The organism is Isoptericola sp. 178 (assembly GCF_030586525.1).
Lineage (GTDB): Bacteria > Actinomycetota > Actinomycetes > Actinomycetales > Cellulomonadaceae > Isoptericola > Isoptericola sediminis.
This window is the reverse complement of sequence record NZ_JAUQYN010000003.1, coordinates 279,591-303,607: the sequence shown is the minus strand read 5'-3', so window position 1 is coordinate 303,607 and position 24,017 is coordinate 279,591. Positions and strand designations below refer to the sequence as shown.

General features: G+C 73.8%; 23 protein-coding genes and 1 pseudogene. 17 read left to right on the top strand and 7 right to left on the bottom strand.

The features are described from left to right. Position 1 precedes the first annotated feature (1 nt). From Q6349_RS10535 to Q6349_RS10510, 6 genes and pseudogenes are all read left to right on the top strand, one after another. Complete coding sequence (locus Q6349_RS10535) at positions 2–604, top strand: GNAT family N-acetyltransferase (protein WP_304604048.1); 603 nt, start codon at positions 2–4, stop codon at positions 602–604. A gap of 106 nt (positions 605–710) precedes the next feature. Beyond that, a complete protein-coding gene (locus tag Q6349_RS10530; protein ID WP_304604047.1) occupies positions 711–2,069 on the top strand; it encodes an NAD(P)/FAD-dependent oxidoreductase in 1,359 nt (452 codons plus the stop codon). Next, a complete protein-coding gene (locus tag Q6349_RS10525; RefSeq protein ID WP_304604046.1) occupies positions 2,066–2,986 on the top strand; it encodes a bile acid:sodium symporter family protein in 921 nt (306 codons plus the stop codon). The genes Q6349_RS10530 and Q6349_RS10525 overlap by 4 nt, the downstream gene beginning before the upstream one ends. Further along, positions 2,983–3,924, top strand: a complete 942-nt coding sequence (locus Q6349_RS10520; protein ID WP_304604045.1) for an SDR family oxidoreductase — start codon at positions 2,983–2,985, stop codon at positions 3,922–3,924. The genes Q6349_RS10525 and Q6349_RS10520 overlap by 4 nt, the downstream gene beginning before the upstream one ends. A 229-nt stretch (positions 3,925–4,153) precedes the next feature. Then, positions 4,154–5,759, top strand: a pseudogene (locus Q6349_RS10515) (ABC-F family ATP-binding cassette domain-containing protein). After that, positions 5,756–7,099 (top strand): M20/M25/M40 family metallo-hydrolase, encoded by a 1,344-nt coding sequence (locus Q6349_RS10510; RefSeq protein ID WP_304604044.1) that lies wholly within the window; start codon positions 5,756–5,758, stop codon positions 7,097–7,099. The pseudogene Q6349_RS10515 and the gene Q6349_RS10510 overlap by 4 nt, the downstream one beginning before the upstream one ends. A gap of 6 nt (positions 7,100–7,105) precedes the next feature. Here the strand turns inward: Q6349_RS10510 and Q6349_RS10505 are convergent, their stop codons facing one another. From Q6349_RS10505 to Q6349_RS10495, 3 genes are read right to left on the bottom strand one after another with little or no spacing between them, the layout of a single operon-like run. Then, positions 7,106–7,600, bottom strand: a complete 495-nt coding sequence (locus Q6349_RS10505) for an NUDIX domain-containing protein (protein WP_304604043.1) — start codon at positions 7,598–7,600, stop codon at positions 7,106–7,108. A 4-nt stretch (positions 7,601–7,604) separates the two neighbouring features. Further along, on the bottom strand, positions 7,605–8,381 hold the full coding sequence (locus Q6349_RS10500; RefSeq protein WP_304604042.1) for a fructosamine kinase family protein: 777 nt from the start codon (positions 8,379–8,381) through the stop codon (positions 7,605–7,607). Position 8,382: 1 nt separating this feature from the next. Further along, on the bottom strand, positions 8,383–8,589 hold the full coding sequence (locus tag Q6349_RS10495) for a DUF5703 family protein (protein ID WP_171248273.1): 207 nt from the start codon (positions 8,587–8,589) through the stop codon (positions 8,383–8,385). Positions 8,590–8,662: 73 nt separating this feature from the next. On the opposite strand from Q6349_RS10495, the gene Q6349_RS10490 reads away from it, so the two are divergent. Continuing rightward, positions 8,663–8,920: a primosomal protein gene (locus Q6349_RS10490; RefSeq protein WP_304604041.1), complete on the top strand. Its 258-nt coding sequence runs from the start codon at positions 8,663–8,665 to the stop codon at positions 8,918–8,920. 9 nt (positions 8,921–8,929) lie between these two features. Here the strand turns inward: Q6349_RS10490 and Q6349_RS10485 are convergent, their stop codons facing one another. Then, complete coding sequence (locus Q6349_RS10485; RefSeq protein ID WP_304604040.1) at positions 8,930–9,901, bottom strand: aldo/keto reductase; 972 nt, start codon at positions 9,899–9,901, stop codon at positions 8,930–8,932. 104 nt (positions 9,902–10,005) lie between these two features. Here Q6349_RS10485 and uppP point away from each other — a divergent pair, with 104 nt between their 5' ends. Together uppP and mshC are read left to right on the top strand one after the other, a co-directional pair. Further along, positions 10,006–10,881 (top strand): undecaprenyl-diphosphatase UppP, encoded by an 876-nt coding sequence (uppP, locus tag Q6349_RS10480; protein ID WP_304604039.1) that lies wholly within the window; start codon positions 10,006–10,008, stop codon positions 10,879–10,881. 18 nt (positions 10,882–10,899) lie between these two features. Beyond that, positions 10,900–12,189 carry a cysteine--1-D-myo-inosityl 2-amino-2-deoxy-alpha-D-glucopyranoside ligase gene (mshC, locus tag Q6349_RS10475; protein WP_304604038.1) on the top strand — a complete coding sequence of 430 codons (1,290 nt, stop codon included), beginning with the start codon at positions 10,900–10,902 and terminating at the stop codon, positions 12,187–12,189. Positions 12,190–12,235: 46 nt separating this feature from the next. Here the strand turns inward: mshC and Q6349_RS10470 are convergent, their stop codons facing one another. Further along, the gene (locus tag Q6349_RS10470) at positions 12,236–13,129 is read right to left on the bottom strand and encodes a PAC2 family protein (protein ID WP_171248278.1); all 894 of its coding nucleotides are present in this window, start codon (positions 13,127–13,129) and stop codon (positions 12,236–12,238) included. Positions 13,130–13,212: 83 nt separating this feature from the next. Here Q6349_RS10470 and Q6349_RS10465 point away from each other — a divergent pair, with 83 nt between their 5' ends. Beyond that, positions 13,213–13,905 carry an HAD family phosphatase gene (locus Q6349_RS10465; RefSeq protein WP_304604037.1) on the top strand — a complete coding sequence of 231 codons (693 nt, stop codon included), beginning with the start codon at positions 13,213–13,215 and terminating at the stop codon, positions 13,903–13,905. A gap of 4 nt (positions 13,906–13,909) precedes the next feature. Here Q6349_RS10465 and Q6349_RS10460 read toward each other — a convergent pair whose 3' ends face one another. Beyond that, positions 13,910–14,812: a PD-(D/E)XK nuclease family protein gene (locus Q6349_RS10460; protein WP_304604036.1), complete on the bottom strand. Its 903-nt coding sequence runs from the start codon at positions 14,810–14,812 to the stop codon at positions 13,910–13,912. A 101-nt stretch (positions 14,813–14,913) separates the two neighbouring features. Here Q6349_RS10460 and Q6349_RS10455 point away from each other — a divergent pair, with 101 nt between their 5' ends. The 3 genes from Q6349_RS10455 to arc all read left to right on the top strand — a co-directional run bounded on the left by Q6349_RS10455 (position 14,914) and on the right by arc (position 18,875). Next, positions 14,914–16,044 carry a site-2 protease family protein gene (locus tag Q6349_RS10455; protein ID WP_304604035.1) on the top strand — a complete coding sequence of 377 codons (1,131 nt, stop codon included), beginning with the start codon at positions 14,914–14,916 and terminating at the stop codon, positions 16,042–16,044. 5 nt (positions 16,045–16,049) lie between these two features. Then, positions 16,050–17,048: a tRNA (adenine-N1)-methyltransferase gene (locus Q6349_RS10450; RefSeq protein WP_370375392.1), complete on the top strand. Its 999-nt coding sequence runs from the start codon at positions 16,050–16,052 to the stop codon at positions 17,046–17,048. 171 nt (positions 17,049–17,219) lie between these two features. Next, on the top strand, positions 17,220–18,875 hold the full coding sequence (gene arc, locus Q6349_RS10445; RefSeq protein WP_304604033.1) for a proteasome ATPase: 1,656 nt from the start codon (positions 17,220–17,222) through the stop codon (positions 18,873–18,875). A 26-nt stretch (positions 18,876–18,901) separates the two neighbouring features. Here arc and Q6349_RS10440 read toward each other — a convergent pair whose 3' ends face one another. Then, complete coding sequence (locus Q6349_RS10440) at positions 18,902–20,479, bottom strand: PP2C family protein-serine/threonine phosphatase (protein ID WP_304604032.1); 1,578 nt, start codon at positions 20,477–20,479, stop codon at positions 18,902–18,904. A 69-nt stretch (positions 20,480–20,548) separates the two neighbouring features. Between Q6349_RS10440 and dop the strand changes: the two genes are divergently transcribed. The 4 genes from dop (at position 20,549) to prcA (ending at position 24,011) form a co-directional block, all read left to right on the top strand. Next, positions 20,549–22,171, top strand: coding sequence for a depupylase/deamidase Dop (dop, locus tag Q6349_RS10435; protein WP_304604454.1), 1,623 nt, complete (start codon positions 20,549–20,551; stop codon positions 22,169–22,171). A gap of 71 nt (positions 22,172–22,242) precedes the next feature. Beyond that, positions 22,243–22,443 carry a ubiquitin-like protein Pup gene (locus Q6349_RS10430; protein WP_171248285.1) on the top strand — a complete coding sequence of 67 codons (201 nt, stop codon included), beginning with the start codon at positions 22,243–22,245 and terminating at the stop codon, positions 22,441–22,443. Continuing rightward, entirely contained in the window at positions 22,444–23,295 is an 852-nt protein-coding gene (prcB, locus tag Q6349_RS10425; protein ID WP_304604031.1) for a proteasome subunit beta, read from the top strand. It begins immediately after the preceding gene. Beyond that, entirely contained in the window at positions 23,292–24,011 is a 720-nt protein-coding gene (gene prcA / locus Q6349_RS10420) for a proteasome subunit alpha (protein WP_171248287.1), read from the top strand. Before prcB ends, prcA begins: the two co-directional genes overlap by 4 nt. Positions 24,012–24,017 lie beyond the last annotated feature (6 nt).

Below are 24,017 nucleotides of genomic sequence, written 5' to 3'. Positions count from 1 at the left end.
CATGCCACCGTTCGTCCTGCGCAGCCCCGAGGTCCTCCTGTCCGTCCCGACCCCGGCCGACATCGACCGCATCGCCGTCGTGTGCACCGACCCGGCGATCGCGGAGTGGACGACGGTCCCCTCGCCGTACACCCGTGCCGACGCCGAGACCTTCGTGACCGGCATGGTGGTCGACGGCTGGGCGCGCGAGACCATGTTCACCTGGGCCGTCCGAGCCCCCGGGCGGCCCGACGGCACCGTGCTCGGGATGATGGCGATCGGCCTGATCCCGGGTGGACCGGGGGACGCGCGCGCCGGGGAGATCGGCTTCTGGACCGCCCCTGACGCCCGCGGAAGGGGGCTGACGACCGCGGCCGGCCGTCTCGCGGCGGACTGGGCGCTGGACCCGTCCGGGCTCGCCCTCGAGCGTCTGCAGTGGCGCGGCTTCGAGGGCAACTGGGCCTCGCGGCGCGTGGCCTGGAAGCTCGGGTTCCGCTACGAGGGCCTGCTGCGACGGCACGGCGTGCGGAACGGCACGGTCTGCGACGACTGGATCGCCTCGCTGCTGCCGGAGGATCCCCGCGAGGCGAGCGAACCCTGGCCGCAGGAGGCCCCGACCTCCTGAGCGTCGGCTGGGCCTCTGCTGGGAAACCCGCGGCGGCGCCCGCCGTACACTCCCGTGCGACCCACGTCACGCCCGGGCGTGGGGGACACGAAGGAGTGCTCACGCCATGACGCAGCCACGACGGGTCGCGGTCGTCGGTGCCGGACCGTCCGGCCTGGCCGCCGCCCGCGCCCTGGACCGGCACGGACTCGCGCTGACGGGGTTCGAGGCCCACGACGACGTCGGCGGTCTGTGGGACATCGACAACCCCCGCTCGACCGTCTACGAGTCGGCGCACCTCATCTCCTCGCGGACCACCACCGAGTTCGCCGAGCTGCCGATGGCCACGCAGGTCGACTACCCGAGCCACCGCGAGCTGCTGCGCTACTTCCACGACTACGCCGACACCTTCGACCTGCGCCGCCACTACCGGTTCGGCACCCGGGTCACCGCCGTCGAGCCCGGCGACGGCGACGCGAGCGGGGAGTCCGGGTGGGACGTGTGCTCCACCGGTCCCGACGGCGCGCCGCGCCGCGAGCGCTTCAGCCACGTCGTCGTGGCGAACGGCACGCTGGCCGAGCCGAACGTGCCGACGTTCGACGGCGAGTTCACCGGGGAGCTGCTGCACTCCAGCGAGTACAAGCGGGCCGACGTGTTCGCCGGCAAGCGGGTGCTCGTGGTCGGCGGCGGCAACTCCGGCTGTGACGTGGCCGTCGACGCCGTGCACCGCGCGGCGTCGGTCGACCTGTCGGTGCGCCGCGGGTACTGGTTCGTCCCGCGGTACCTGCTCGGGCGCCCCACGGACACCCTCAACCAGGGCCGTCCGCTGCCGGCACGGATCAAGCAGGCCGTGGACTCGCGCGTGCTGACCCTGCTCAACGGCGACCCGCAGCGGTTCGGCTTCCCGGCACCCGACCACAAGATCTACGAGTCCCACCCCGTGGTGAACTCCCTCGTGCTGCAGCACGCGGGCCAGGGCGACCTGCGGGTCCGCCGCGACATCGAGCGGTTCGCGGGCCGGACCGTGCACTTCGTCGACGGCACCAGCGGGGAGTACGACCTCGTGCTGCTGGCCACCGGGTACAAGCTGGACTACCCGTTCGTCGACCCCAAGCACCTCGCCTGGGACGGCCCCGGCTCGGGGACGGCGCCCGGGCTGTTCTGCAACATCGTCCCGCCGTCGCTCAACGGGCTCTTCGTCGTCGGGATGCTCGAGGCCTCGGGCATCGGGTGGCAGGGACGCGCGGAGCAGGCGGAGCTCGTCGCCCGCTACCTCGCCGCCGAGGCCGCGAGCGCCGACGGCGACGTCACCGCCCGCGACCGGGTGGCGGCGTTCCGGCGCCGGGTCGGCGAACCGTGGCCCGACCTGACCGGCGGCTACCGCTACCTCGGCCTGGAGCGGATGAGCTACTACGTCAACAAGGACGCCTACCGTCGCACCGTGCGCCGGCTCGCCGACGAGCTCGGGGCGGGGGACGGCCGATGAGCATCGACGACGTCGCGGTGAACTTCTCCGAGGGCTCGATGGTCGCGCTGAGCGTCGTCCTGGCGCTCATCATGCTCGGCATCGCCCTGGACACCTCGCCGGCCGACTTCCGGGTGCTGCGCCGGGCGCCGCGCGCCGCCGTGCTCGCCCTGGTGGCGCAGATCGTGCTGCTGCCCGCGGTGACGTTCCTGCTGACGCTCGTGCTCGGCGTCCAGGCGTCCATCGCGCTGGGCATGATCCTCGTGGCCTGCTGCCCACCGGGGAACGTCTCGCAGATCCTCACCTACCGCTCGGGCGGCAACGTGGCGCTGTCGGTGTCGCTGACCGCCGTCGGCAACGCGCTGTACCTGGTCGCCATGCCGCTGAACATCGCGCTCTGGGGCAGCCTGCACCCCACGGGTCGCGACATCCTGGCCGAGGTCAGCCTCGACCCGCTGGAGATGATGCTCGACATCGTGCTCATCATCGGCGTGCCCTTCGCGCTCGGGCTCCTGGTGCGCACGCGGTGGCCCGCCCTGGCGGCCCGGGCGCACCGGCCGGTGCACGTGGTGAGCATCCTGGCGCTGATCGGCTTCGTCGTCGCCGCGCTGGCGGGCAACTTCGCCGTCTTCGTCGCCTGGGTCGGTGTCGTGCTGGTGGCCGTGTTCCTGCACGACGCCGTCGCCCTGGCGCTCGGGTACGCCGCGGCCCGCGCGGGGCGGCTCGAGACCCGCGAGCGCAAGGCCGTGACGTTCGAGGTCGGCATCCGCAACGCCGCGCTCGGGCTGGGGCTGGTCATGACGTTCTTCGACGGCATCGGCGGGATGGCCGTCGTGGCCGGCTGGTGGGGCATCTGGGACATCATCGCCGGGCTCGCGCTGGCGACCGTGTGGGCGCGGCGCACCCGCGTGCGCCAGGCCCAGGAGGTGTCGGCGTGAGGCGGGTCCTGGTCACCGGCGGCTCGGGGTTCCTCGGGTCGCACGCCGTCGCGGCGCTCGCCGCACGCGACGACGTCGCGCACGTCGTCTCCGCCGACCTGCGCACGCCCGCCTCGGTGCCGGACGGCGTCACCGCGGTCACGCTCGACGTCACGGACGCCGCCGCGGTCCGTGACGCGATCGCGACGCACCGGGTCGACACGGTGGTCCACCTCGCGGCCATCGTGAACCCCGGCACCCTGGACGAGGAGACCGAGCGCCGTGTCGACGTCGACGGCACCCGGCACGTGCTGGAGGCGTGCGTCGGCGGGGGAGTGTGCCGTGTGGTGATCTCCTCCTCGGGCGCCGCCTACGGCTACCACGCCGACAACCCCGTCCCGCTGCGCGAGTCCGACCCGCTGCGGGGGAACGAGGAGTTCACCTACTCCCGGCACAAGCGCCTCGTGGAGGAGCTGCTCGCCACCTACCGGCGCGACCACCCGGAGCTGGAGCAGGTGATCCTGCGCATCGGCACGATCCTCGGCCCGGGGGTGGCCAACCAGATCACCGCGCTGTGGGACGCGCCGCGGCTGATCCGCGTGCGGGGCTCGCAGGGGCCGTTCGTCTTCGCCTGGGTCGACGACGTCACCGGAGCGATCGTCACCGGGGCCACCGGGACGGCGACCGGGGCGTTCAACGTCTGCGGCGACGGACGCCTGACCGTCGCCGACATCGCCGACCGGCTCGGCAAGCGCACGCTCGACGTGCCCGCCGGCCTGCTCGCCGGGGCGCTGCGCGTCGGCAGGGCGCTGCGCCTGACCGTGCACGGGCCCGAACGGGTCGGGTTCCTGCAGCACCGCCCGGTGCTGGACAACACCCGGCTGCGCACCGAGCTCGGGTACACCCCGCGGTACACGAGCGCCGAGGCGTTCGAGCAGTGGCTGCGCGTGCGCCCCTGACCGGCGCGGAAAGACGTTGCGGTGACCGCCCCGCGGCTGCCAGCCTGCTCGGGAGCCCCCGCGGACAGGCCGCGTGTGACAGGGGGGCGGACGGAAGGGACGCCGGTGACCGACACGGCGCACGGTCCGACGACCTCGCGCTGACGCCTGCCCACCCGCACCCGGACCGGTGCACCACCCGGTGGACGGCCGACGTCGGCGCACGACCGCCGCGCCCCCGGGAGATCCCGTGCCCACCCCTGCTCCGTCCCCTGCCGTCGCCCTGCACGACCTCACCTTCACCTGGCCCGACGGCGCGATCGCCCTCGACGCCCTCACCGGGACCTTCCCGGCCGCACGCACGGCCTGGTCGGTGACAACGGCACCGGCAAGTCCACGCTGCTGCGGCTGATCGCGGCGAGCTCGCCCCGTCCTCCGGGACCGTGTCCGTGGCCGGTACCGCGGGCTACGTGCCGCAGCGCCTCACCCTCGACACCGACGCGACCGTCGCGGACCTCCTCGGCCTCCGGACCGCCCTCGACGCCGTGCGGGCGATCGCCGACGGCGACGTGCGCCCCGAGCAGTTCGACGCCGTCGGGGACGACTGGGACGTCGAGGAGCGGGCCGTGGCGGCGCTCGCAGCCACGGGGCTTCCGCACACCGACGGCGCCCTGGACCGCGCCGTCGGCACCCTGTCCGGCGGCGAGGCCGTGCTCACCGCCCTCACCGGCCTGCGCCTGCGCCGTCCCGACGTGGCGCTGCTCGACGAACCCACGAACAACCTCGACGGCCACGCCCGGGAACGTCTCGCCGAGCTCGTGCGCACCTGGCGTGGCGCCCTCGTCGTGGTGTCCCACGACCGGGAGCTCCTCGAGCTCACGGACGCCACCGCCGAGCTGCGCGCCGGGTCGCTGACGACGTTCGGCGGACCGCACGGCGTCTACGAGCGGCATCTCGCCGTGCAGCAGGAGGCCGCCCTGCGGTCGGTGCGGGACGCCGAGCAGACCTGGCGCCGCGAACGCCGCGAACGGATCAAGATCGCCGAGCGGGTCGCGCACTCGCAGCGCCAGGGTCGCAAGGACGCGGCCGACGCGAAGTTCGTCAAGGCGGCGATCAACGACCGACGCAACGCGGCCGAGAAGTCGCAGGGCGCGCGGCGCGGGGCCGCCGCGGCCGCGGAGAGCACGGCGCGCACCGCCGTCGAGACCGCCCGGAGCGCGGTCCGTGACGACGACCGCATCACGGTCGACCTGCCGGACCCGCAGGTCCCGGCGTCGCGGCGCATCGCGGTGCTCGGGTCGTCCGACGGCCGGGACGTCGTCGTCGCCGGCCCCCAGCGTGTCGCCCTGACCGGGGCGAACGGCGTGGGCAAGACGACGCTGCTGCAGCGGCTGCTCGCCGGCCCGTCCCCGGCCGGTGAGCTGTGCACGGACCGGGTCGGGTACCTGCCCCAGCGCCTGGACGGCCTGGACCCGCGCGCCACCGTGCTGGAGGCCGTGCGCACCGGAGCCCCCGGCGTCACCCCGGGCGAGCTGCGCGCCCGGCTGGCCCGGTTCCTCGTGCGCGGCGCCCAGGTCGAGCGCCTGGTGGCCACGCTGTCCGGCGGAGAGCTGTTCCGGGTGCACCTGGCCCGGCTGCTGCTCGCGGAGCCCCCCGCACAGCTGCTGGTGCTGGACGAGCCGACGAACAACCTGGACCTGGCCAGCGTCGACCGCCTCGTCGAGGCCCTGACGTCGTACCGGGGCGCGCTGCTGGTGGTCAGCCACGACCGGGCGTTCCTGGACCGGCTGGGCGTGGACACCCGGCTGGAGCTGCGTCCGGACGGTCGCCTGACGGTGGGTACGGTGTGTGCGTGAACGCACCCGGGAACGACCAGCCCCAGCCCACCGCCGCCGACGAGGTCGTCGGGATCTGCCAGGACCTGCTGCGGATCGACACGTCCAACTACGGCGAGAACCAGGGACCCGGCGAGCGCAAGGCCGCCGAGTACGTGGCCGGTCTGCTCGCCGACGTCGGGCTCGAGCCGCAGATCTTCGAGTCCCGGCCGGGCCGCACCTCGGTCGTGGCCCGGTTCGAGGGCAGCGACCCGACGCGGGACGCCCTCGTGCTGCACGGGCACACCGACGTCGTGCCCGCGCAGGCGTCGGACTGGTCGGTCGACCCGTTCGCCGGCGAGGAGATCGACGGGCTGCTGTGGGGGCGCGGCGCCGTCGACATGAAGGACATGGACGCGATGATCCTGGCGGTCGTGCGCCAGATGGTCCGCGAGGGCCGTCGCCCGGCACGGGACGTCGTGATCGGCATGTTCGCCGACGAGGAGGCCGGCGGTGTGCTGGGCGCCCGCTGGCTGGTGGACCACCACCCCGAGCTCTTCGAGGGGGCCACCGAGGCCGTCAGCGAGGTCGGCGGGTTCTCGGTGGACGTCGGCGGCCGGCGCGCCTACCTGGTCCAGACCGCCGAGAAGGGGCTCGCCTGGCTGCGCCTGGTGGCCGACGGCCGGGCCGGCCACGGGTCGCAGGTCAACCACGAGAACGCCGTCACCGAGCTGGCGGCCGCGGTGGCCCGCATCGGCAAGCACGCCTGGCCGTACACGCTGACCCCCACGGTGGAGCGGCTGCTGCGCGGCGTGTCGGACCTGACCGGCCTGCCCTTCGACCCGGAGGGCGGGGCCGACCGGGAGCAGGTGGACGCCCTGGTGGCCGCCCTCGGGCCCGCCGCGAAGTTCGTCGGGGCCACCGTGCGGCACACGACCAACCCGACCCAGCTCGACGCCGGGTACAAGGCGAACGTCATCCCCGGGTCGGCCACCGCGGCGCTGGACATGCGCACGGTGCCCGGTCACGACGCCGAGGCCTGGGACGTGCTGCGCGAGCTCGCCGGGCCGCAGGTGCGCGTCGAGACCATCCACGCCGACCGCTCCCTGGAGGTGCCGTTCAGCGGGGGACTGGTGGACGCGATGGTGGACGCGCTGCACGCCGAGGACCCGGACGCCGTCGTCCTGCCCTACACGCTGTCCGGCGGCACGGACAACAAGTCGCTGGCCCGCCTCGGCATCACCGGCTACGGCTTCGCGCCGCTGCGGCTGCCCGCCGAGCTGGACTTCGCCGGCATGTTCCACGGCGTCGACGAGCGTGTCCCGGTCGACGCCCTGAAGTTCGGCACGCGCGTCCTGGACCGGATGCTGTCGACCTGCTGAGCGCCCTCAGGTCGCGGCGGCCGGGTCGTCCAGTGCCCGTTCGAGCCGGTCGACCAGGTCGGCTTGTCCGCGCACGACCACCCGGCGCGCCTCGTCCGGGCTGAACCAGGCGACCCGGTCGATCTCCGGGACGTCCACGTGGCGGCCCGACCGGGGCGGCCACTCGATCCGGACGGTGTTGCTGCGCACCGCCTCCGGGTCGGGGCCGGGCGGCGGCCAGCGCCGGGCCCACGCCCGGACCCGTTTGCCGGAGCGCTGGCGCACCTCGCCGAGGTCGAGGTCCGGCACGGTCTCCGTGGGAAGCGGCACGCCCAGCTCCTCGGCGGCCTCCCGGACGGCGGCGGTGTGGGCGTCCTCGTCCGCACCGACCTCACCCTTGAGGATCGTCCAGGCGCCCACCTCGCGGCGAGCCCAGAACGGGCCGCCCATGTGCGCCAGGAGCACCGCGAGCCGGCCGTCGGTGCGACGGTGGAAGAGCAGCCCGGCGCTGGTGACCGGCACGGTGTCACCCGCCCAGCGCGGCCATCGACCGCCTGGTCCCGTCGACGTACCCGCCGCCGAACAGCACCGCGTGCACCGCCAGGGGGTAGAGCTGGTGCAGCGCGACGCGGTCCTCCCACCCGGCGGCCAGCGGGTGCACGGCGTCGTAGCCGACGACGATCTCGTCCAGGTGCGGCGCACCGAAGAGAGCGAGCATGGCCAGATCCGTCTCCCGGTGGCCACCGTGGGCGGCGGGATCGATGAGCGCCGCCTCGGTGCCGCCGTCGTCGTCGGCGGTCCACATCAGGTTGCCCGACCACAGGTCGCCGTGCAGCCGCGCCGGGGAGTCCGGCGGACCGGCGAGGTCGGGCAGCACCCGGCACACCGCCTCCATCGCCTCGGCGTCGCGGCGACCGAGCACCCCGCGCTCGAGCCCCTGGGCGACGATCGGTCGCAGCCGCGCCTCGGCGTAGAACGTCGGCCAGTCCTCGAACGCGCCGGCGGGCATGTCGAGCGGGTCGTCCAGCGGTCCGAACCATCCCCGTTCGGCGTCCGGGGGCAGGGCGCCGAAGGCGGGGGCTCCGGCATCGTGCAGCGTCGCCAGCCGGCCGCCGAAGGCGCGGGCGGCCGCCGCGGTCGGCGGGGCCGCGTCGAGACGTTCGAGGTCGAGGTGCCCCGGGCCGGTCTCCAGCACCCGGGCCACCCGGGGCCCGCCGTCGACCGTGAGCCAGCGCAGCCCCGCCGCCTCGGTGTCGAAGAACCCGGCCGGCGCGCCGGCGCGGGACTTGCGGAAGGTCTCCATCTCAGAGCGTCGAGGTCGCCTTGATGATCTTGCGGCGCAGCCACACCCGCCGCTCTCCACCCAGGTAGAGGCGGGTGCGGGCGAGCTCCCACCGTCCGTACTCGGCCTCCTCGGTGAGCCGCTTGCGGGCGTCCGGCACCGAGGTGCCGCGGTCGATCGTGACCACCCGGTACTCGTACTGCCCGTGCGTGCGCCAGCTCGATGCCATCCGTCGCCTCCCGATCAGGCCGTGCGTCGTTTTCGTGTGCCCATTCTGCCGCTCTTGGCGCTACGGTCGGAGCATGACCGCTGACCCGCGTGCCGCGCTGGACCGTTTCGTCGCCGCCCTCGAGGGGCACTTCCACGCGGTGTCCTCCCGCCGGGGGGACGAGGACCCCGCCGTCGACGACGCCTACGAGGTGCTCGCCGACGCGTTCGAGGTGTACGAGGACGCGCTGGCGCAGGCCTACAGCGAGGTGACGCCGTTCTACCTCGACGACGATGACGACGACGAGGACGAGGACTACGACGAGGACGACGACGAGGCCAGTGCCCGCTGAGGCGGGCCGCTACCAGCGCTCGGGGTAGCCCAGGGACAGCCCGGAGACGTCGTCGAGGGCCCCGTGCACCTCGGCCGGCAGGTCGAGGTCCACCGCCCCCGTCGCCCCGCGCAGGTGGACCGGGGTCCGCGCCCCCACGATGGCGGACGCCACCTGGGGGCGGGCGAGCAGCCAGGCCAGGGCCACCTCCAGGGGGGCGCGGCCCAGACCGTCCGCGGCCGTGGCGACGGCCTCGACGACGGACGCCGCGCCCGCGTCCTCGACGTACGGCTCGACGAAGCCGGCCAGCCGGTTCGAGGCACCCCGTGAGTCCGCCGGGACGCTGCGCCGGTACTTGCCGGTCAGCACGCCGCGGCCGAGCGGCGACCAGGCGAGCAGCCCGAGACCCAGGGCGGCGGCCGCCGGCCCGACCTCTCGTTCCAGCCCGCGCTGCAGCAGCGAGTACTCCAGCTGCAGGGCCGCGAGCCCGATGCCGTCGGTCGACTCCAGCAGCGTCGCGGCCCGCGCCGAGGCCCAGGCCGGGAAGTTCGAGAGCCCGACGTAGCGTGCCCGGCCGGACGTCACGGCCAGCCGCAGGGCCGAGACGGTCTCCTCCAGCGGCGTGACGGGGTCGGGGCACGCGACCAGGAACAGGTCGACGTGGTCGGTGCCCAGCCGCTGCAGGGAGGCATCCAGCTCGCCCAGCAGCCCCCCGCGCGACGCGTCGCGACGCGTGCCCTCCGGGCCGTGGCGCACCCCGGCCTTCGTCGCGATCACCAGCTCCTCGCGTGCGACGGGGCCGTCCAGCAGGTCGCCGAGCATCTGCTCGGCGTCCCCGTCGCCGTACGCGGCCGCGGTGTCGACGAGCGACCCGCCCGCGTCCAGGAACGCCCGCAGGATCTGTGCAGCGTCGTCCGCGTCCGTGTCGCGACCCCACGACATGGTGCCGAGTCCCAGCGCCGAGACGTGCAGCCCCGAGCCTCCCACCTGGCGTCTTTCCATGGCCGTGACCCTACCGGCGGGGCGCGACCGCGCCCCGGAACCTCGCCGGAGGCCGGGACGGCACGTGCCGGAGCCCACCTGCAGGAACGGTAGTGTGGCCGCTCGTGAGTGCGTGGGAAGCGATCATCCTCGGTCTGGTCCAGGGTTTCACCGAGTTCCTGCCGGTCTCCTCCAGCGCACAGCTGAGGATCGTCGGTGAGCTGATCGGTGGTGCCGACCCGGGCGCCCTGTTCACGGCCGTGACCCAGATCGGCACCGAGGTGGCGGTCCTGCTGTACTACCGCCGCGCGATCCGGGACATCTGCGTGGGGTGGTGGACCTCGCTGCGCGGCGACCACGGCACCACGTGGCGCGACCGGTTCGGCGCGCACGACGCCGACGCCCGCATGGCCTGGTACATCGCCCTCGGCTCGCTGCCGATCGTCGTGCTGGGCGTGCTCTTCGACGAGGCGATCGAGACCACGCTGCGCAACCTGTGGATCACCGTGGCGACGCTGGTGGTCTTCGGCGTCCTGCTCGACCTGGCCGACCGCTACGGGCGGCGCACCCGCGTCGTGGAGGACCTGACCCCGAAGCGGGCGATCGGGTACGGGCTCGCGCAGGCGCTGGCGCTCATCCCCGGCGTGTCGCGGTCCGGTGGCACCATCACGGCCGGGCTCGCGATGGGTTTCACCCGGCGCGCCGCGGCCGACTACTCGTTCCTCCTGGCGATCCCGGCCGTGCTGGGCTCGGGCTTCTACCAGCTGGCCAAGGCCGCCGGGGGAGACCCGGCGCCCGGGTCGGCGGGGTGGGGCGCGACCCTGATCGCGACCCTCGTGGCCTTCGCCCTCGGCTACGTCGTGCTGATCGGCTTCCTCAAGATCGTCTCGACGTACTCCTACAAGCCGTTCGTCTACTACCGCTACGGCCTGGCGGTGCTGGTCGTCGTGCTGATTCTCACGGGCGTCCTGGAGGCCGACCCCGCCGTGACCACCGTCTGACGCCGGTACCCTGGGGCCGTGCGATCCTGGCCCACCCCTCAGATCCCCGAGCTGCCCGCGCCCGCGGACGGCCGCCGTCCCGTCGTGCGCATCCACGACACGACGACCGGATGTCTCGTCGAGGCGGCCCCCGGGTCGACGGCACGCAGCTACGTGTGCGGGATCACGCCGTACGACGCGACCCACCTCGGGCACGCCGCGACCTACGTCGCGTTCGACCTGCTGCACCGGGCCTGGATCGACGCCGGCAAGGACGTGACGTACAGCTCCAACGTCACCGACGTCGACGACCCGCTGCTGGAGCGGGCCGCGGCCACCGGCGTGGACTGGCACGAGCTCGCGGCCGAGCAGGTGGCGCTCTTCCGCGAGGACATGACGGCGCTCGGCGTCATCCCGCCCGACCCGTGGACCGGTGTCGCCGAGTACGTGGGGCCGATCGCCGAGGCCGTGGCCCGGATGCTGGAGGAAGGGAGCGCCTACCGCGTCCCCGTCGAGCCCGGGGCGGGCGGCGACGACCCCTGTCTGGGGGACGTGTACGCGGACCTGACCGCCGACCCCGACTTCGGCGCCGTCTCCGGGTTCGACCGGGTCACGATGGCCGAGCTGTTCGCCGAGCGGGGCGGCGACCCCGACCGCGAGGGCAAGAAGAACCCGCTCGACCCGCTGCTGTGGCGCCGTGAGCGGCCGGGCGAGCCCACCTGGGACGGCGGCGTCCTGGGCACCGGGCGCCCCGGGTGGCACGTCGAGTGCACGGTCATCGCCCGCGACGGGATCGGGCTGCCCTTCGACGTCCAGGGCGGCGGCTCGGACCTGGTCTTCCCGCACCACGAGATGTCGGTCTCGCACGGGCGCATGCTCGCCGGCCCGTCCTCCGCGCCCGGCGCGCACGCGCACGCCGGACTCATCGCCTACGAGGGCCACAAGATGAGCAAGTCGCGGGGCAACCTCGTGCTGGTCTCGGCCCTGCGCCGCGAGGGCGTCGACCCGATGGCGGTGCGGCTGGGCATCCTGTCGCAGCACTACCGCGCCGAGTGGGAGTGGACGCACGACCTGCTCACGACCGCGCAGGCCCGCCTGGACAGGTGGCGGGAGGCCGTGTCCGGCAACGGGGGGCCGGCCTGGGAGGCCACCCTGGCCGAGATGCGGGACGCTCTCGCCGACGACCTGGACGCCCCGCGTGCCCTCGCGGCCGTCGACGCGTGGGCCGACGAGGCGCTCGCGCCGGGGCGGGACACCTCCGCGGACACCGAGGGCGCTCCCGGCGTCGTCGCCCGCGCCGTCAACGCGCTGCTCGGCGTCCGGCTGTGACGCCCCGGCCGGCACGGTGCCGGCCGGGCCCGCCGCGGGCGGGGCGTCAGCTCTTGTCCGGGTTCCCCGGTGTCCCGTGGCCGCCACCCCGGCCCGGTCCCAGGTCCCGGCGCCGCAGGTAGCGCTCGAACTCCTGGGCGATCGCCTCCCCGGACGCCTCCGGCAGCTCCGCGGTGTCCTTCGCCTCCTCGAGCTGCTGCACGTACTCGGAGATCTCGGAGTCCTCGCGGGCCAGCTCGTCCACCCCTTCCTGCCACGCCTCGGCGTCCTCGGGCAGGTCACGCATCGGCACCGACGCGCCCACCAGGTCCTCCACCCGGGTCAGGATGGCGAGGGTGGCCTTGGGCGAGGGCGGGTTGGCGACGTAGTGCGGCACCGCCGCCCACAACGACACCGCCTGGAACTCGCGGGCGGCGGCCTCGTGCTGCAGCACCCCGACGATCCCGGTCGGACCCTCGTAGGTGCTCGGCTCGACGTCGAGCACCGCTCGGAGCCCCGGGCTCTCCGTGGTCGCCGTCAGGGGGATGGGGCGGGTGTGCGGCACGTCGGCGAGGAGCGCCCCGAGCGTGACCACGGTCCGCACCCCCAGCTCCGTCGCGATGTCCAGCAGCTCGCGGCAGTAGGTCTTCCAGCGGAACGACGGCTCGATGCCGTGCACCAGCACGACACGGCGGTCCGCCAGCTCGGCGACGGACACGGTCGTGGTGGGCCAGGCGATGATCCGACGTCCGTCCGGCCCGCTGCCGATCATCGGTCGGTTCACCTGGAAGTCGTGGTAGTCCTCGGGGTCGAGCTCGCGGTGCAGTGAGGCTCCCCACACGTCGGCGAGGTGCTCGAGGGCGTCCGTGGCGGCGCTGCCCGCGTCGTTCCACCCCTCGAAGGCCGCGATCATGACGGTCTGACGTGCGGCGTGACGGCCGACCGGCTGCTCGGTGGTCATCTGGTCAGCCTATACAGGCGGGCCCGGAACCGTCCTCGACGGGCCCCGGGTCCCGCCGACGGCCCTCGTACGATGACGGGGTGATGCCTGACGACACCGCCGCGCTGCCCGCCGCCGTCCTGTGGGACATGGACGGCACCCTCGTCGACACCGAGCCGTACTGGATCCGCGCCGAGCACGAGCTCGTCGCCGCCCACGGTGGCCGGTGGTCCCACGAGCAGGCGCTGGAGCTCGTGGGCAACCCGTTGACGGTCTCGGCGGGTGTCCTGCAGGAGGCCGGCGTCGACCTGCCCCTCGACGCCATCGTGCAGCACCTCCTGGGACGGGTGCAGGCCCAGGTCGCCGAGTCCGTGCCGTGGCGGCCCGGTGCCCGCGAGCTGCTCGCCGCCCTGGGTGAGGCCGGCGTGCGCTGCGCCCTGGTCACGATGAGCTACACGGTGCTCGCCGAGGCCGTCACCGCGCACGTGCCCGGGGCGTTCGAGACGCTCGTCACCGGCGACCAGGTGACCCGCGGCAAGCCGGACCCCGAGCCGTACCTGGTCGCCGTCGAGCGGCTGGGCGTGCCGGTCGAGGAGTGCGTGGCGCTCGAGGACTCGCCGGCCGGCATCTCCTCCGCGCTGGCGTCCGGGGCGCGCACCCTCGGCGTCGAGGCCGTCCTGCCCGTCGAGCCACGGCCCGGGCTGAGCCGCGCGGCCAGCCTCGCGGACGTCGACCTGGGCACGATGCGTCGCCTCGTCGCGGGCGAGGTGTTCGACCTCACCCCGGCCGCCACCTGAGCCGCTAGACCTCGACCCCCAGCCGTCGGCGCAGGGCGTCGGCCGGGAGCGGCGGGGGAGTGCCGTCGAAGGCCGGGCACACGGCCTGGTGGGCGCACCAGCCGCACAGCTTGCTCTGCTTCGGGACGAACTCCCCCCGGCGGGCCGCCGTGGTGATGGCGTCCCACAGGCTGCGCACCTTGGCCTCGGTGACCTCCAGCTCGCGTGCGCGGGGCTCGGCGCGCAGCACCTGGCCGTCCCCCAGGTAGACGAGCTGCAGCATCTTCGGCAGGACGCCCCGCTCGCGCCAGACGACCAGACCGTAGAACCGCATCTGGAACAGCGCCGAGGCCTCGAAACCCGGGCGCGGCGACCGGCCGGACTTGTAGTCGACCACGCGGACCGCCCCGTCGGGGGCGACGTCGAGGCGGTCGACGACGCCGCGCAGCAGCGGCCCGTCCTCGAGCTGGCTCTCCACCTTCAGCTCGCGCGCCGCGGGTTCGAGCCGGTTCGGGTCCTCCAGCGTGAAGTACGTGCCCAGCAGTCGTCCGGCGCCCTCGAGCCAGGTCTCGAGGGGTTGGCCGGTGGCGTCGCCGCCGGGGGTGAAAAGCTCGGCGTAGCGGGGCTCGACCTCGACCAGCCGCTCCCACTCGCCCGGCAGCAGGGCGCGCGCCGCCTCGGGGGTGCGCTCCCCGAGCGGGGCGTCGTAGAGGCGCTCCAGCACGGCGTGGACGAGGGTGCCGCGCGCCGCGGCCGAGGACGGAGGCTCCGGCAGCCGGTCCACCGTCCGGAACCGGAACAGCAGCGGGCACTGCATGAAGTCGTTCGCCCGCGACGGCGACAGGGCCGGTCTGCGGGGCGCCTCCGCCGCGGTGTCGACCTCCGTGGCGTCCGGTGAACCGGTGGCAGGATCCGCCGTCGTCGTCATGCGTGACACCCTACGGCCGGCCGCCCACACGACCGCTGCCGGGCGCCAGCGGTTCCCGGGCGCCAGCGGTTCCCGGGCGCCACGCCGGATAGCCTGGACCGGTGACTCAACGCTCCTCCGGGTGGCGGATCGGCCGCGTGGCCGGTGCACCCGTCCTGGTGACCCGGTCGTGGTTCGTGGCAGCCGTCGTGCTGACGCTGCTCTTCGCGCCGACGGTGCGCGCCTTCGCCCCGGCGATGGGAACGGTCGGCGTCCTGGTCGTGGCCTTCGCGTTCGTCCTGCTGCTGTTCGCCTCGGTGTTCTGCCACGAGGTCGCGCACGCGCTGGTGGCGCGGGCGCGCGGTCACCGCGTGGACGAGCTGGCCCTGACGCTGTGGGGTGGTCACACGGCCTACTCGGGGGCCGTGCGCCGCCCGCGGGACAGCGCGCTGATCGCCGTCGTCGGACCTCTGACGAACCTGGCGCTCGCCGCCGCGTTCTGGTTCCTCTTCACCGCCCAGTCGTCGTCGTCGATCCCTGCGCTGCTGCTGTACGCGGGGGCGTTCTCCAACGCGTTCGTCGGGGCGTTCAACCTGCTCCCCGGCCTTCCGCTCGACGGCGGGCAGGTGCTCGAGTCCGCCGTCTGGGCCCTCACCGGGTCCCGGACGACGGGCACGGTGGCCGCCGGGTGGGTCGGCCGTGCCGTCGGTCTCGCCGTCGTGCTCGGCGCCCTGGTCTGGCCGCTCGTCGACGGGCGCAGCCCGGACCTCTTCACCGTCATGTGGGCCGCGCTCATCGGGGCGTTCCTCTGGTCCGGTGCCTCCGAGGCCATGCGTGCCGGCCGGCGGCGCGACGCCGTCAGCCGGATCGACGTGCGCACCCTGATGACCACCGCCGTCGTGGTCCCGGCGGGGACTCCCGTCGCCGAGGCCGGTCGGGCGGCGCGCGGCCACGGCGAGGTCGCGGTCGTGGTCGTGGACGACCGGGGGGAGCCGACCGGGTGGGTGGACCCGCAGGCCGCGGCCGCCGTCCCGGCCGACCAGGCGGCGGCCGTCCCGGTCGAGTCGGCGCTCGTCCCGTTCCCCGCGGGAGCGGCCGTCGCGCTCGAGCAGTCCGGACCCGAGCTGCTGGAGCACCTGGCCCGTGTCTCCGGCGGCGCGCGCGTGGTGCCGGTGACGGACGGCGGCCGGGTCGTCGGGGTGCTGGACGTGGCACGGGTCGCGGCGGCGGTCCGCCCGGCGGGCCGCCGGTAGACTCGATCGGCGTGACTTCCTCCTCCGCCACCGGTGCCGACATCCGCCGCGGTCCCTTCCGCGTCGGCGACAAGGTCCAGCTGACCGACCCCAAGGGTCGGATGCACACGATCACGCTCGCCGAGAACGCCACCTTCCACACGCACAAGGGCTACTTCCGCCACGAGGACCTCATCGGTCGCCCCGAGGGGTGGGTGGTCACCAACACCGCCGGGATCGAGTACCTCGCCCTGCGCCCGCTGCTCAGCGACTACGTGCTGTCGATGCCGCGGGGTGCCGCCGTCGTCTACCCCAAGGACGCCGGCCAGATCATCCAGATGGCGGACATCTTCCCCGGCGCCCGGGTCCTCGAGGCCGGCGTCGGCTCGGGCGCGCTGACCATGTCGCTGCTGCGCGCCGTCGGCGACGCGGGCGAGCTGCACTCGATCGAGCGCCGAGAGGACTTCGCCGCGATCGCGCGCGGCAACGTCGAGACGTTCTTCGGCGGCCCCCACCCCGCCTGGCACCTGCACACCGGCGACCTGGCCGACCGGGCGGGCGAGGTCGTGGACCCTGGCTCGGTGGACCGCGTCGTGCTGGACATGCTCGCGCCGTGGGAGAACGTGGACGCGGTCGCCGAGGCACTGATCCCGGGCGGTGTGCTGGTCTGCTACGTCGCCACCGCGACCCAGCTGTCCCGGACCGCCGAGGCGCTGCGCGCCGACGGACGGTTCGCCGAGCCGTCCGCCTGGGAGTCGATGGTGCGCGGCTGGCACCTCGAGGGCCTGGCGGTCCGGCCGCAGCACCGGATGGTCGGGCACACCGGCTTCCTGCTGACCGCGCGCCGGCTGGCCGACGGCGTCACCCCGCCGGTGCGCAAGCGGCGTCCGGCCAAGGGTTCGCGCCCGGGCGACGAGGAACAGTGGGGCGCCGGCCGCTGGAACGAGGAGGAGCTCGGCGAGAAGGCGGTCTCGGACAAGAAGATCCGTCGCGTGCGTCGTCAGGTCGGCCAGGAACCGGAGTGACGTTCCCGGCAGATTGCGGGGGAGTCACGGTTCGGTCGTCATCGTGTGAACGTCGGGACCCGACCGTGAAATGTGCCACACGTTGTCGGCGTTGACCCGTAGGGTGCTGTCACCCGGGAGGAATCCTCTCAGCGGAGGGGAGGATGCCCGGGCCGCACGGAAGGGGACGCCATGACCGACCAGCCTGTTCGCCCGGAGCACTCGGACACGCCGGCGCCGTCCGGTCGCGACGCCCAGCTGGCGCTGCTCGCGGCGAAGAACGAGCGGCTCGCCGAGGCGCTGCGCGCGGCCCGCGAGCAGATCGTCGAGCTGAAGAAGCAGATCGACGACCTCGCCAAGCCGCCCGGGACCTACGCCACGTTCCTGTCGGCGCACGACGACGGGTCGGTCGACGTCGTCTCGCAGGGCCGCAAGATGCACGTCCAGGCCAGTCCCCAGCTGCGGCTGGCCGACCTCGCCCCGGGCCAGGAGGTCAAGCTCAACGAGGCGATGACCGTCGTCGGCGCCGGGGGCTACGAGCGCACCGGTGAGCTCGTCACGGTCAAGGAGGTCCTCGACCACGAGCGCGTGCTGGTCGTCGGACGCGCCGACGAGGAGCGCGTCGTGCGTCTGGCCGGCTCCGTCGCCGCCGACACGCTGCGGGTCGGCGACGCCCTGACGGTCGACGTACGCAGCGGGTTCGTCTTCGAGGTGGTGCCGAAGTCGGAGGTCGAGGAGCTGGTCCTCGAAGAGGTGCCGGACATCGCCTACGAGGACATCGGCGGCCTGGGGGAGCAGATCGAGGCGATCCGTGACGCCGTCGAGCTGCCCTTCTCCCACCCCGACCTGTTCCGCGAGCACGGGCTGCGCCCGCCCAAGGGCGTCCTGCTCTACGGCCCTCCGGGCTGCGGCAAGACCCTCATCGCCAAGGCCGTCGCCTCCTCGCTGGCGCACATGGTGGCCGAGAAGCGCGGGGGCGACCCCAACGCGAAGAGCTTCTTCCTCAACGTCAAGGGCCCCGAGCTGCTCAACAAGTACGTCGGGGAGACCGAGCGGCACATCCGCCTGATCTTCGCCCGGGCCCGGGAGAAGGCCAGCCAGGGGATGCCCGTGGTCGTGTTCTTCGACGAGATGGAGTCGCTGTTCCGCACCCGCGGGACGGGGCTCTCCTCGGACGTCGAGACCACGATCGTGCCGCAGCTGCTCGCCGAGATCGACGGGGTGGAGCGGCTCGACAACGTCATCGTCATCGGTGCCTCCAACCGGGAGGACATGATCGACCCGGCGATCCTGCGTCCCGGGCGGCTGGACGTGAAGATCAAGATCGAGCGTCCCGACGCGGAGGGGGCCACGGAGATCTTCGGCAAGTACCTCACCCCCGACCTGCCGATCCACACCGACGACCTCGCCGAGCACGGCGGGGACCCGGCGGAGGCCGTCCAGGCGATGGTCCGGTCCGTCGTGGAGCGGATGTACGCCGAGGACGAGGACAACCAGTTCCTCGAGGTCACCTACGCCAGCGGCGACAAGGAGACGCTGTACTTCAAGGACTTCAACTCCGGGGCCATGATCGAGAACGTCGTGGACCGGGCCAAGAAGTCGGCGATCAAGGACCTCCTGGCCTCCGGTCAGCGCGGGATCCGCGTGGAGCACCTGCTGGCGGCGTGCGTCGACGAGTTCCAGGAGAACGAGGACCTGCCGAACACGACGAACCCCGACGACTGGGCCCGTATCAGCGGCAAGAAGGGCGAGCGGATCGTCTTCATCCGCACGATCTCGAAGAAGAAGGGCGAGCACAGCACGCCGCGGACCATCGACACGGTGCACTCCACCGGTCAGTACCTGTAACCGGGGGGGCCGTGGGGGTGCGGCGCTCAGTCGGTGCGGTAGGCCACGAGAGCGACGTCGTCGCGGGCGCCGTCGGGCAGCATCGCGTCGAGGAGGCGCTCGGGCAGCTCGCCCAGCGGGGTGCCGCGGCACTCGGCGCGGGCCAACGCCGCGAGACGCTCGAGGCCGTCCCGGATCCTCGTGTCGCGCCGTTCGACCAGGCCGTCGGTGTAGAGCAGCACGGTGTCGCCGGGGGCGAGCGTCGTCGTGTGCTCCGACCGGCCGGCGTGCGGCAGGGTGAGCAGCGGGCCGCGGGCACCGTCCAGCCATGCGCTGGCGCCGTCGGTGCCGACCAGCAGTCCCGGGGGATGCCCGGCGCTGGAGTAGGTGAGCGTCATCGTCGCGGGCTCGACCACGCCGCAGAAGACCGTCGCGAGCTCGGCACCGGGCACGGTCCGGGCGAACTCGTCGAGCATCGTGAGGACCTGCGCGGGACCGGACCCCGCCAGCATCAGCGCGCGTCCCGCGCTGCTGAGCCTCCCCATGGACGCGGCCGCCACGACACCGTGGCCGACGCAGTCGCCGACGACCAGCCCGAACCGGCCCGAGGACAGCTCGACCACGTCGAACCAGTCCCCGCCCACCGCCATCCTGTGGTCGGCGGGTCGGTAGTGCGTCTGCCAACGTGGTGACGCCGGGGTGGCGGGCACCATGGCCTGCTGCAGCGCGTCGCTGACGCTGGTGAGCCGACCGACGCGGCTCCGGTGCTCCTCCGCCGCGGCGACGGCGTGCGACACGGTCGACGCGAGCAGCAGGAGGAAGGCGCGCTGCGTCTCGTCGAGAGGCCGCTGCTCGTTGCCCCGCAGCGTGATCGTCCCGAGCGGAGGCCGCTCCGGGTGGGTGTCCAGGGGAGCGAACAGCGTCCGGCCGTGCCAGACCGGTCCCGCGGGCCATGCCGTGTCCCGGCGGTCGGTCGCCTCGTCGTGCCGGTCCGGCCCGCCCGGGTCACCGAGGGAGACGTGCACCAAGCCGACGTCCTCGGCGTCTCGCAGCACCGCGGTGGCCAGGTCGGCTACCTCCTCGGGGTCGCCGTGGTGGCCGTGGAGCGCGAACGAGAGGCGGCTGAGGGTGGACAGGCGACGTCGGTCGACGACCTGGTCGGTGGTCTCGGTCGCGATGTCCATGACGCCCTGCACCACACCGTCGTCGTCTCGCAGCGGGCTGTACGAGAAGGTGAACCGGGTCTCCTCGACGAACCCCGACCGGTCCATCATCAACGGCATGTCGACGTCCCAGGTGGGCCTGCCCGTGCGCATGACGTCGTCGAACAGGGGACCGACCTCGTCCCAGATCTGTCCCCAGAGCTTCGGCGCGGCAGCGCCCATGGCCTGCGGGTGCAGGTCGCGACCGAGCATCTCGCGGTACCCGTCGTTGTAGATCATGGTGAGCTCGGGGCCCCAGGTCACCAGGACGGCGAACCGGGTGCTGAAGCACAGCTCGACGGCCCGTCGCAGGCCCGTGGGCCAGGCGTCGGGAGGGCCGAGCGGCGTCGCCGACCAGTCGACGGCGAGCGCGGCCTCGCCGCAGTCGTGGCCGCGCACGGCCCGCGTGAACCAATCCACCACGGGCTCACCCTATCGACGCGGTGGGGACCGGTCCCCGCATAGGGTGGGCGTGTGAGCGTGCGACGCGTGATGGGCATCGAGACCGAGTACGGCGTGCTGTCCCCGGGGCGCCCGATGGCGAACCCGATGCTGATGAGCTCCCAGGTCGTGACCACCTATCGGGCGCTGGTCCAGGACGGCCGTCCCGGCCACCCGCCGGCGCGGTGGGACTACGACGACGAGGACCCGCTGGCGGACGCCCGCGGCTTCCACCTCGACCGCGCCTCCGCCCACCCGTCCCTGCTGACGGACGACCCGGACGCCCCGGCGCCGTCCGGCACGGACGGCGCCGGGGACACGGCGGCCACGCCCGAGAGCGTCGAGCGCCCGGAGGCGGAGGACTACGACGACCCGAGCGCCGCCAACTGCATCCTCACCAACGGCGCCCGGCTGTACGTGGACCACGCCCATCCCGAGTACTCCTCGCCGGAGGTCACCAACCCGCGCGACGCCGTCGTGTGGGACGTGGCCGGCGAACGGGTGATGCTGGCGGCCTCCCGGCATCTGGCCCAGGTGCCGGGCACCGAGATCGTGCTCTACAAGAACAACGTCGACGGCAAGGGCGCGAGCTACGGCACCCACGAGAACTACCTGGTCGACCGCGACCTGCCCTTCAGCACGCTCGCGGAGCTGGTCACCGCGTTCCTCGTCACCCGGCAGGTGTACACCGGCTCCGGCCGTGTCGGGCTCGGCCAGACCGGGGACGAGCCCGGGTTCCAGCTCTCGCAGCGTGCCGACTACATCGAGGCCGAGATCGGCCTGGAGACGACCCTGCGCCGACCGATCGTCAACACGCGCGACGAGCCGCACGCCGATCGGACGCGCTGGCGCCGCCTGCACCTCATCCTCGGCGACGCCAACCACCTCGAGGTCGCCACCTACCTCAAGCTGGGCACCACCTCGCTGGTGCTGTGGGTGCTCGAGCACCTGGACGACCTCGCCGAGGCCGGGGTCGCGGCCCGCGCCGAGCTGTCCCGGCTCCGGCTCGCCGACCCGGTCCCGGCCGTGCGGCAGGTCTCGCGCGACCTCGACCTGGACGCCGGTCTCGACCTCGCCGACGGGACGACGGCCACCGCGCTGGAGATCCAGCGGCGACTGCTCGACCTCGTGACGCGGTCGCTGGCGGCCCTCGGCTCGGACGCCGCGTCCGACGAGGTCGTCGCCCGCTGGCGCGACGTCCTCGAGCGGCTCGCCGAGGACCCGATGTCCTGCGCCCGCGAGGTCGAGTGGGTGGCCAAGCTGCGCCTCCTGGAGCGCCTGCGCTCCCGCGACGGCCTGGACTGGGACCACCCGCGGCTGGGAGCCCTCGACCTGCAGTGGTCGGACGTGCGCCCCGAGCGGGGGATCTACCACCGGCTGGTGGCCTCCGGGGCGGTGGAGCGGATCACCACCGAGGACGAGGTCGCCCGCGCGGTGCACCACCCGCCGACGGACACGCGGGCGTGGTTCCGCGGCGAGGTGATGGAGCGCTACGCCGACGAGGTCTCGGCGGCCAGCTGGGACTCGGTGATCTTCGACGTCGCGGGTGCCGCCTCGTTGCAGCGCGTGCCGATGCCGGACCCGCTGCGCGGCACCGCCCAGCACATCGGCCAGCTCCTGGACGCGAGCCCGGACGCGACCACCCTGCTGACGGGGTTGCGGGGGGAATCGTGAGTCTGCGCTGCACCTCGCCCAGGACGACATAGGCTTGCCAACACCCGCAGGGAACGCGAAGGAGGCGGACCATGGCCGGTCAGGAACGCATCAACCCGCAGGACCACGACCGCACGCCCGAGGACGACGACGCGGAGGCCCCTGCCCCGGCCGCCCCGCAGGCCGCCGACCGCGACGCGGAGGTCGACTCGCTGCTGGAGGAGATCGACGAGGTCCTGGAGTCGAACGCGGAGTCGTTCGTCCGGGGATTCGTGCAGAAGGGTGGGCAGTGAGTGACCGCCTCATCCGCTGAGTCCTCCGGCCGGCTGCCGGACGCGTTCCTGCGTCCGGGGTCGAGCTCGTTCGTCGACTTCCTGGGCGAGCACGCCCCGGCGCTGCTGCCCGGGAACCGTCCGACCGGCCTGACGGGGTCGGCCTCGGACATGGCGCCGCATGCGACCACCATCGTCGCCCTCACCTTCGGGGACGACGAGCACGGCCGCGGCGTCGTCATGGCGGGCGACCGCCGGGCGACGATGGGCAACCTCATCGCGAACCGCGAGATCGAGAAGGTCTTCGACGCCGACGACCACTCCGCCGTCGGGATCGCCGGGTCCGCCGGGATCGCGCTCGAGCTCGTGCGGCTGTTCCAGCTCGAGCTGGAGCACTACGAGAAGATCGAAGGCTCCCAGCTCTCGCTGGACGGCAAGGCGAACCGGCTCGCGGCGATCATCCGCGGCAACCTGCCGCTGGCGATGCAGGGGCTGGCCGTCGTGCCGCTGTTCGGCGGCTTCGACCTCGACCGGTCCACCGGCCGGCTGTTCAGCTACGACGTCACCGGCGGGCGGTACGAGGAGCACGACCACCACTCGGTGGGGTCGGGCTCGGTCTTCGCCCGGGGGTCGCTGAAGAAGCGCTGGCGCCAGGGTCTGGACGCGGACGCCGCCGTCGCCGTGGCCGTGGAGGCGCTCTACGACGCGGCCGACGACGACAGCGCCACCGGCGGGCCCGACACGGTCCGGCGCATCTGGCCGGTGGTGGCGACCGTGACCGCCGACGGGTACCGGCGGGTCCCGGACGACGCCCTCGCGGCCGTCGTGGAGCAGATCGTGGCCGATCGTCGTCAGGAGGGTTCGCGCGCATGAACATGCCGTTCTACGTCTCGCCCGAGCAGCTGATGAAGGACCGGGCGGACTTCGCGCGCAAGGGCATCGGCCGCGGCCGCTCCGTCGTCGTGCTCGCGTACGACGACGGCATCGCCTTCGCCACGGAGAACCCGTCGCGGGCGCTGCACAAGATCTCGGAGATCTACGACCGCATCGCCTTCGCCGCCGTCGGCAAGTACAACGAGTTCGAGAACCTGCGCGTGGCGGGCGTGCGGTACGCCGACCTGCGCGGGTACTCCTACGACCGCACCGACGTGACGGCCCGCGGGCTCGCCAACGCCTACGCGCAGACCCTCGGGACGGTCTTCACCACGGAGTCCAAGCCGCTCGAGGTCGAGCTCGTCGTCGCCGAGGTGGGGGCCACGCCGGCCGACGACCAGCTGTACCGGCTGTCGTACGACGGCTCGGTGGCCGACGAGCACGGGTTCGTGGTCATGGGCGGCCAGGCCGACCAGCTCACCTCCCGGCTGCGCGAGGGCTGGGAGCCGGGCATGGACCTCGCCGCCGTGCTGCGTCTCGCCGTGCGCACGCTCGGCGCGGTGAGCACGGACGGATCGATCGCCGCCGAGGGTCAGGAACGCGAGATCCCCGCGGGCGGGCTGGAGGTGGCGGTGCTGGACCGCCGCCGCACCCGGCGGGCCTTCCGCCGGTGGCAGGGCGACGCGCTGGCCGAGCTGCTGCGCGGGGACGACTGAGGGGGC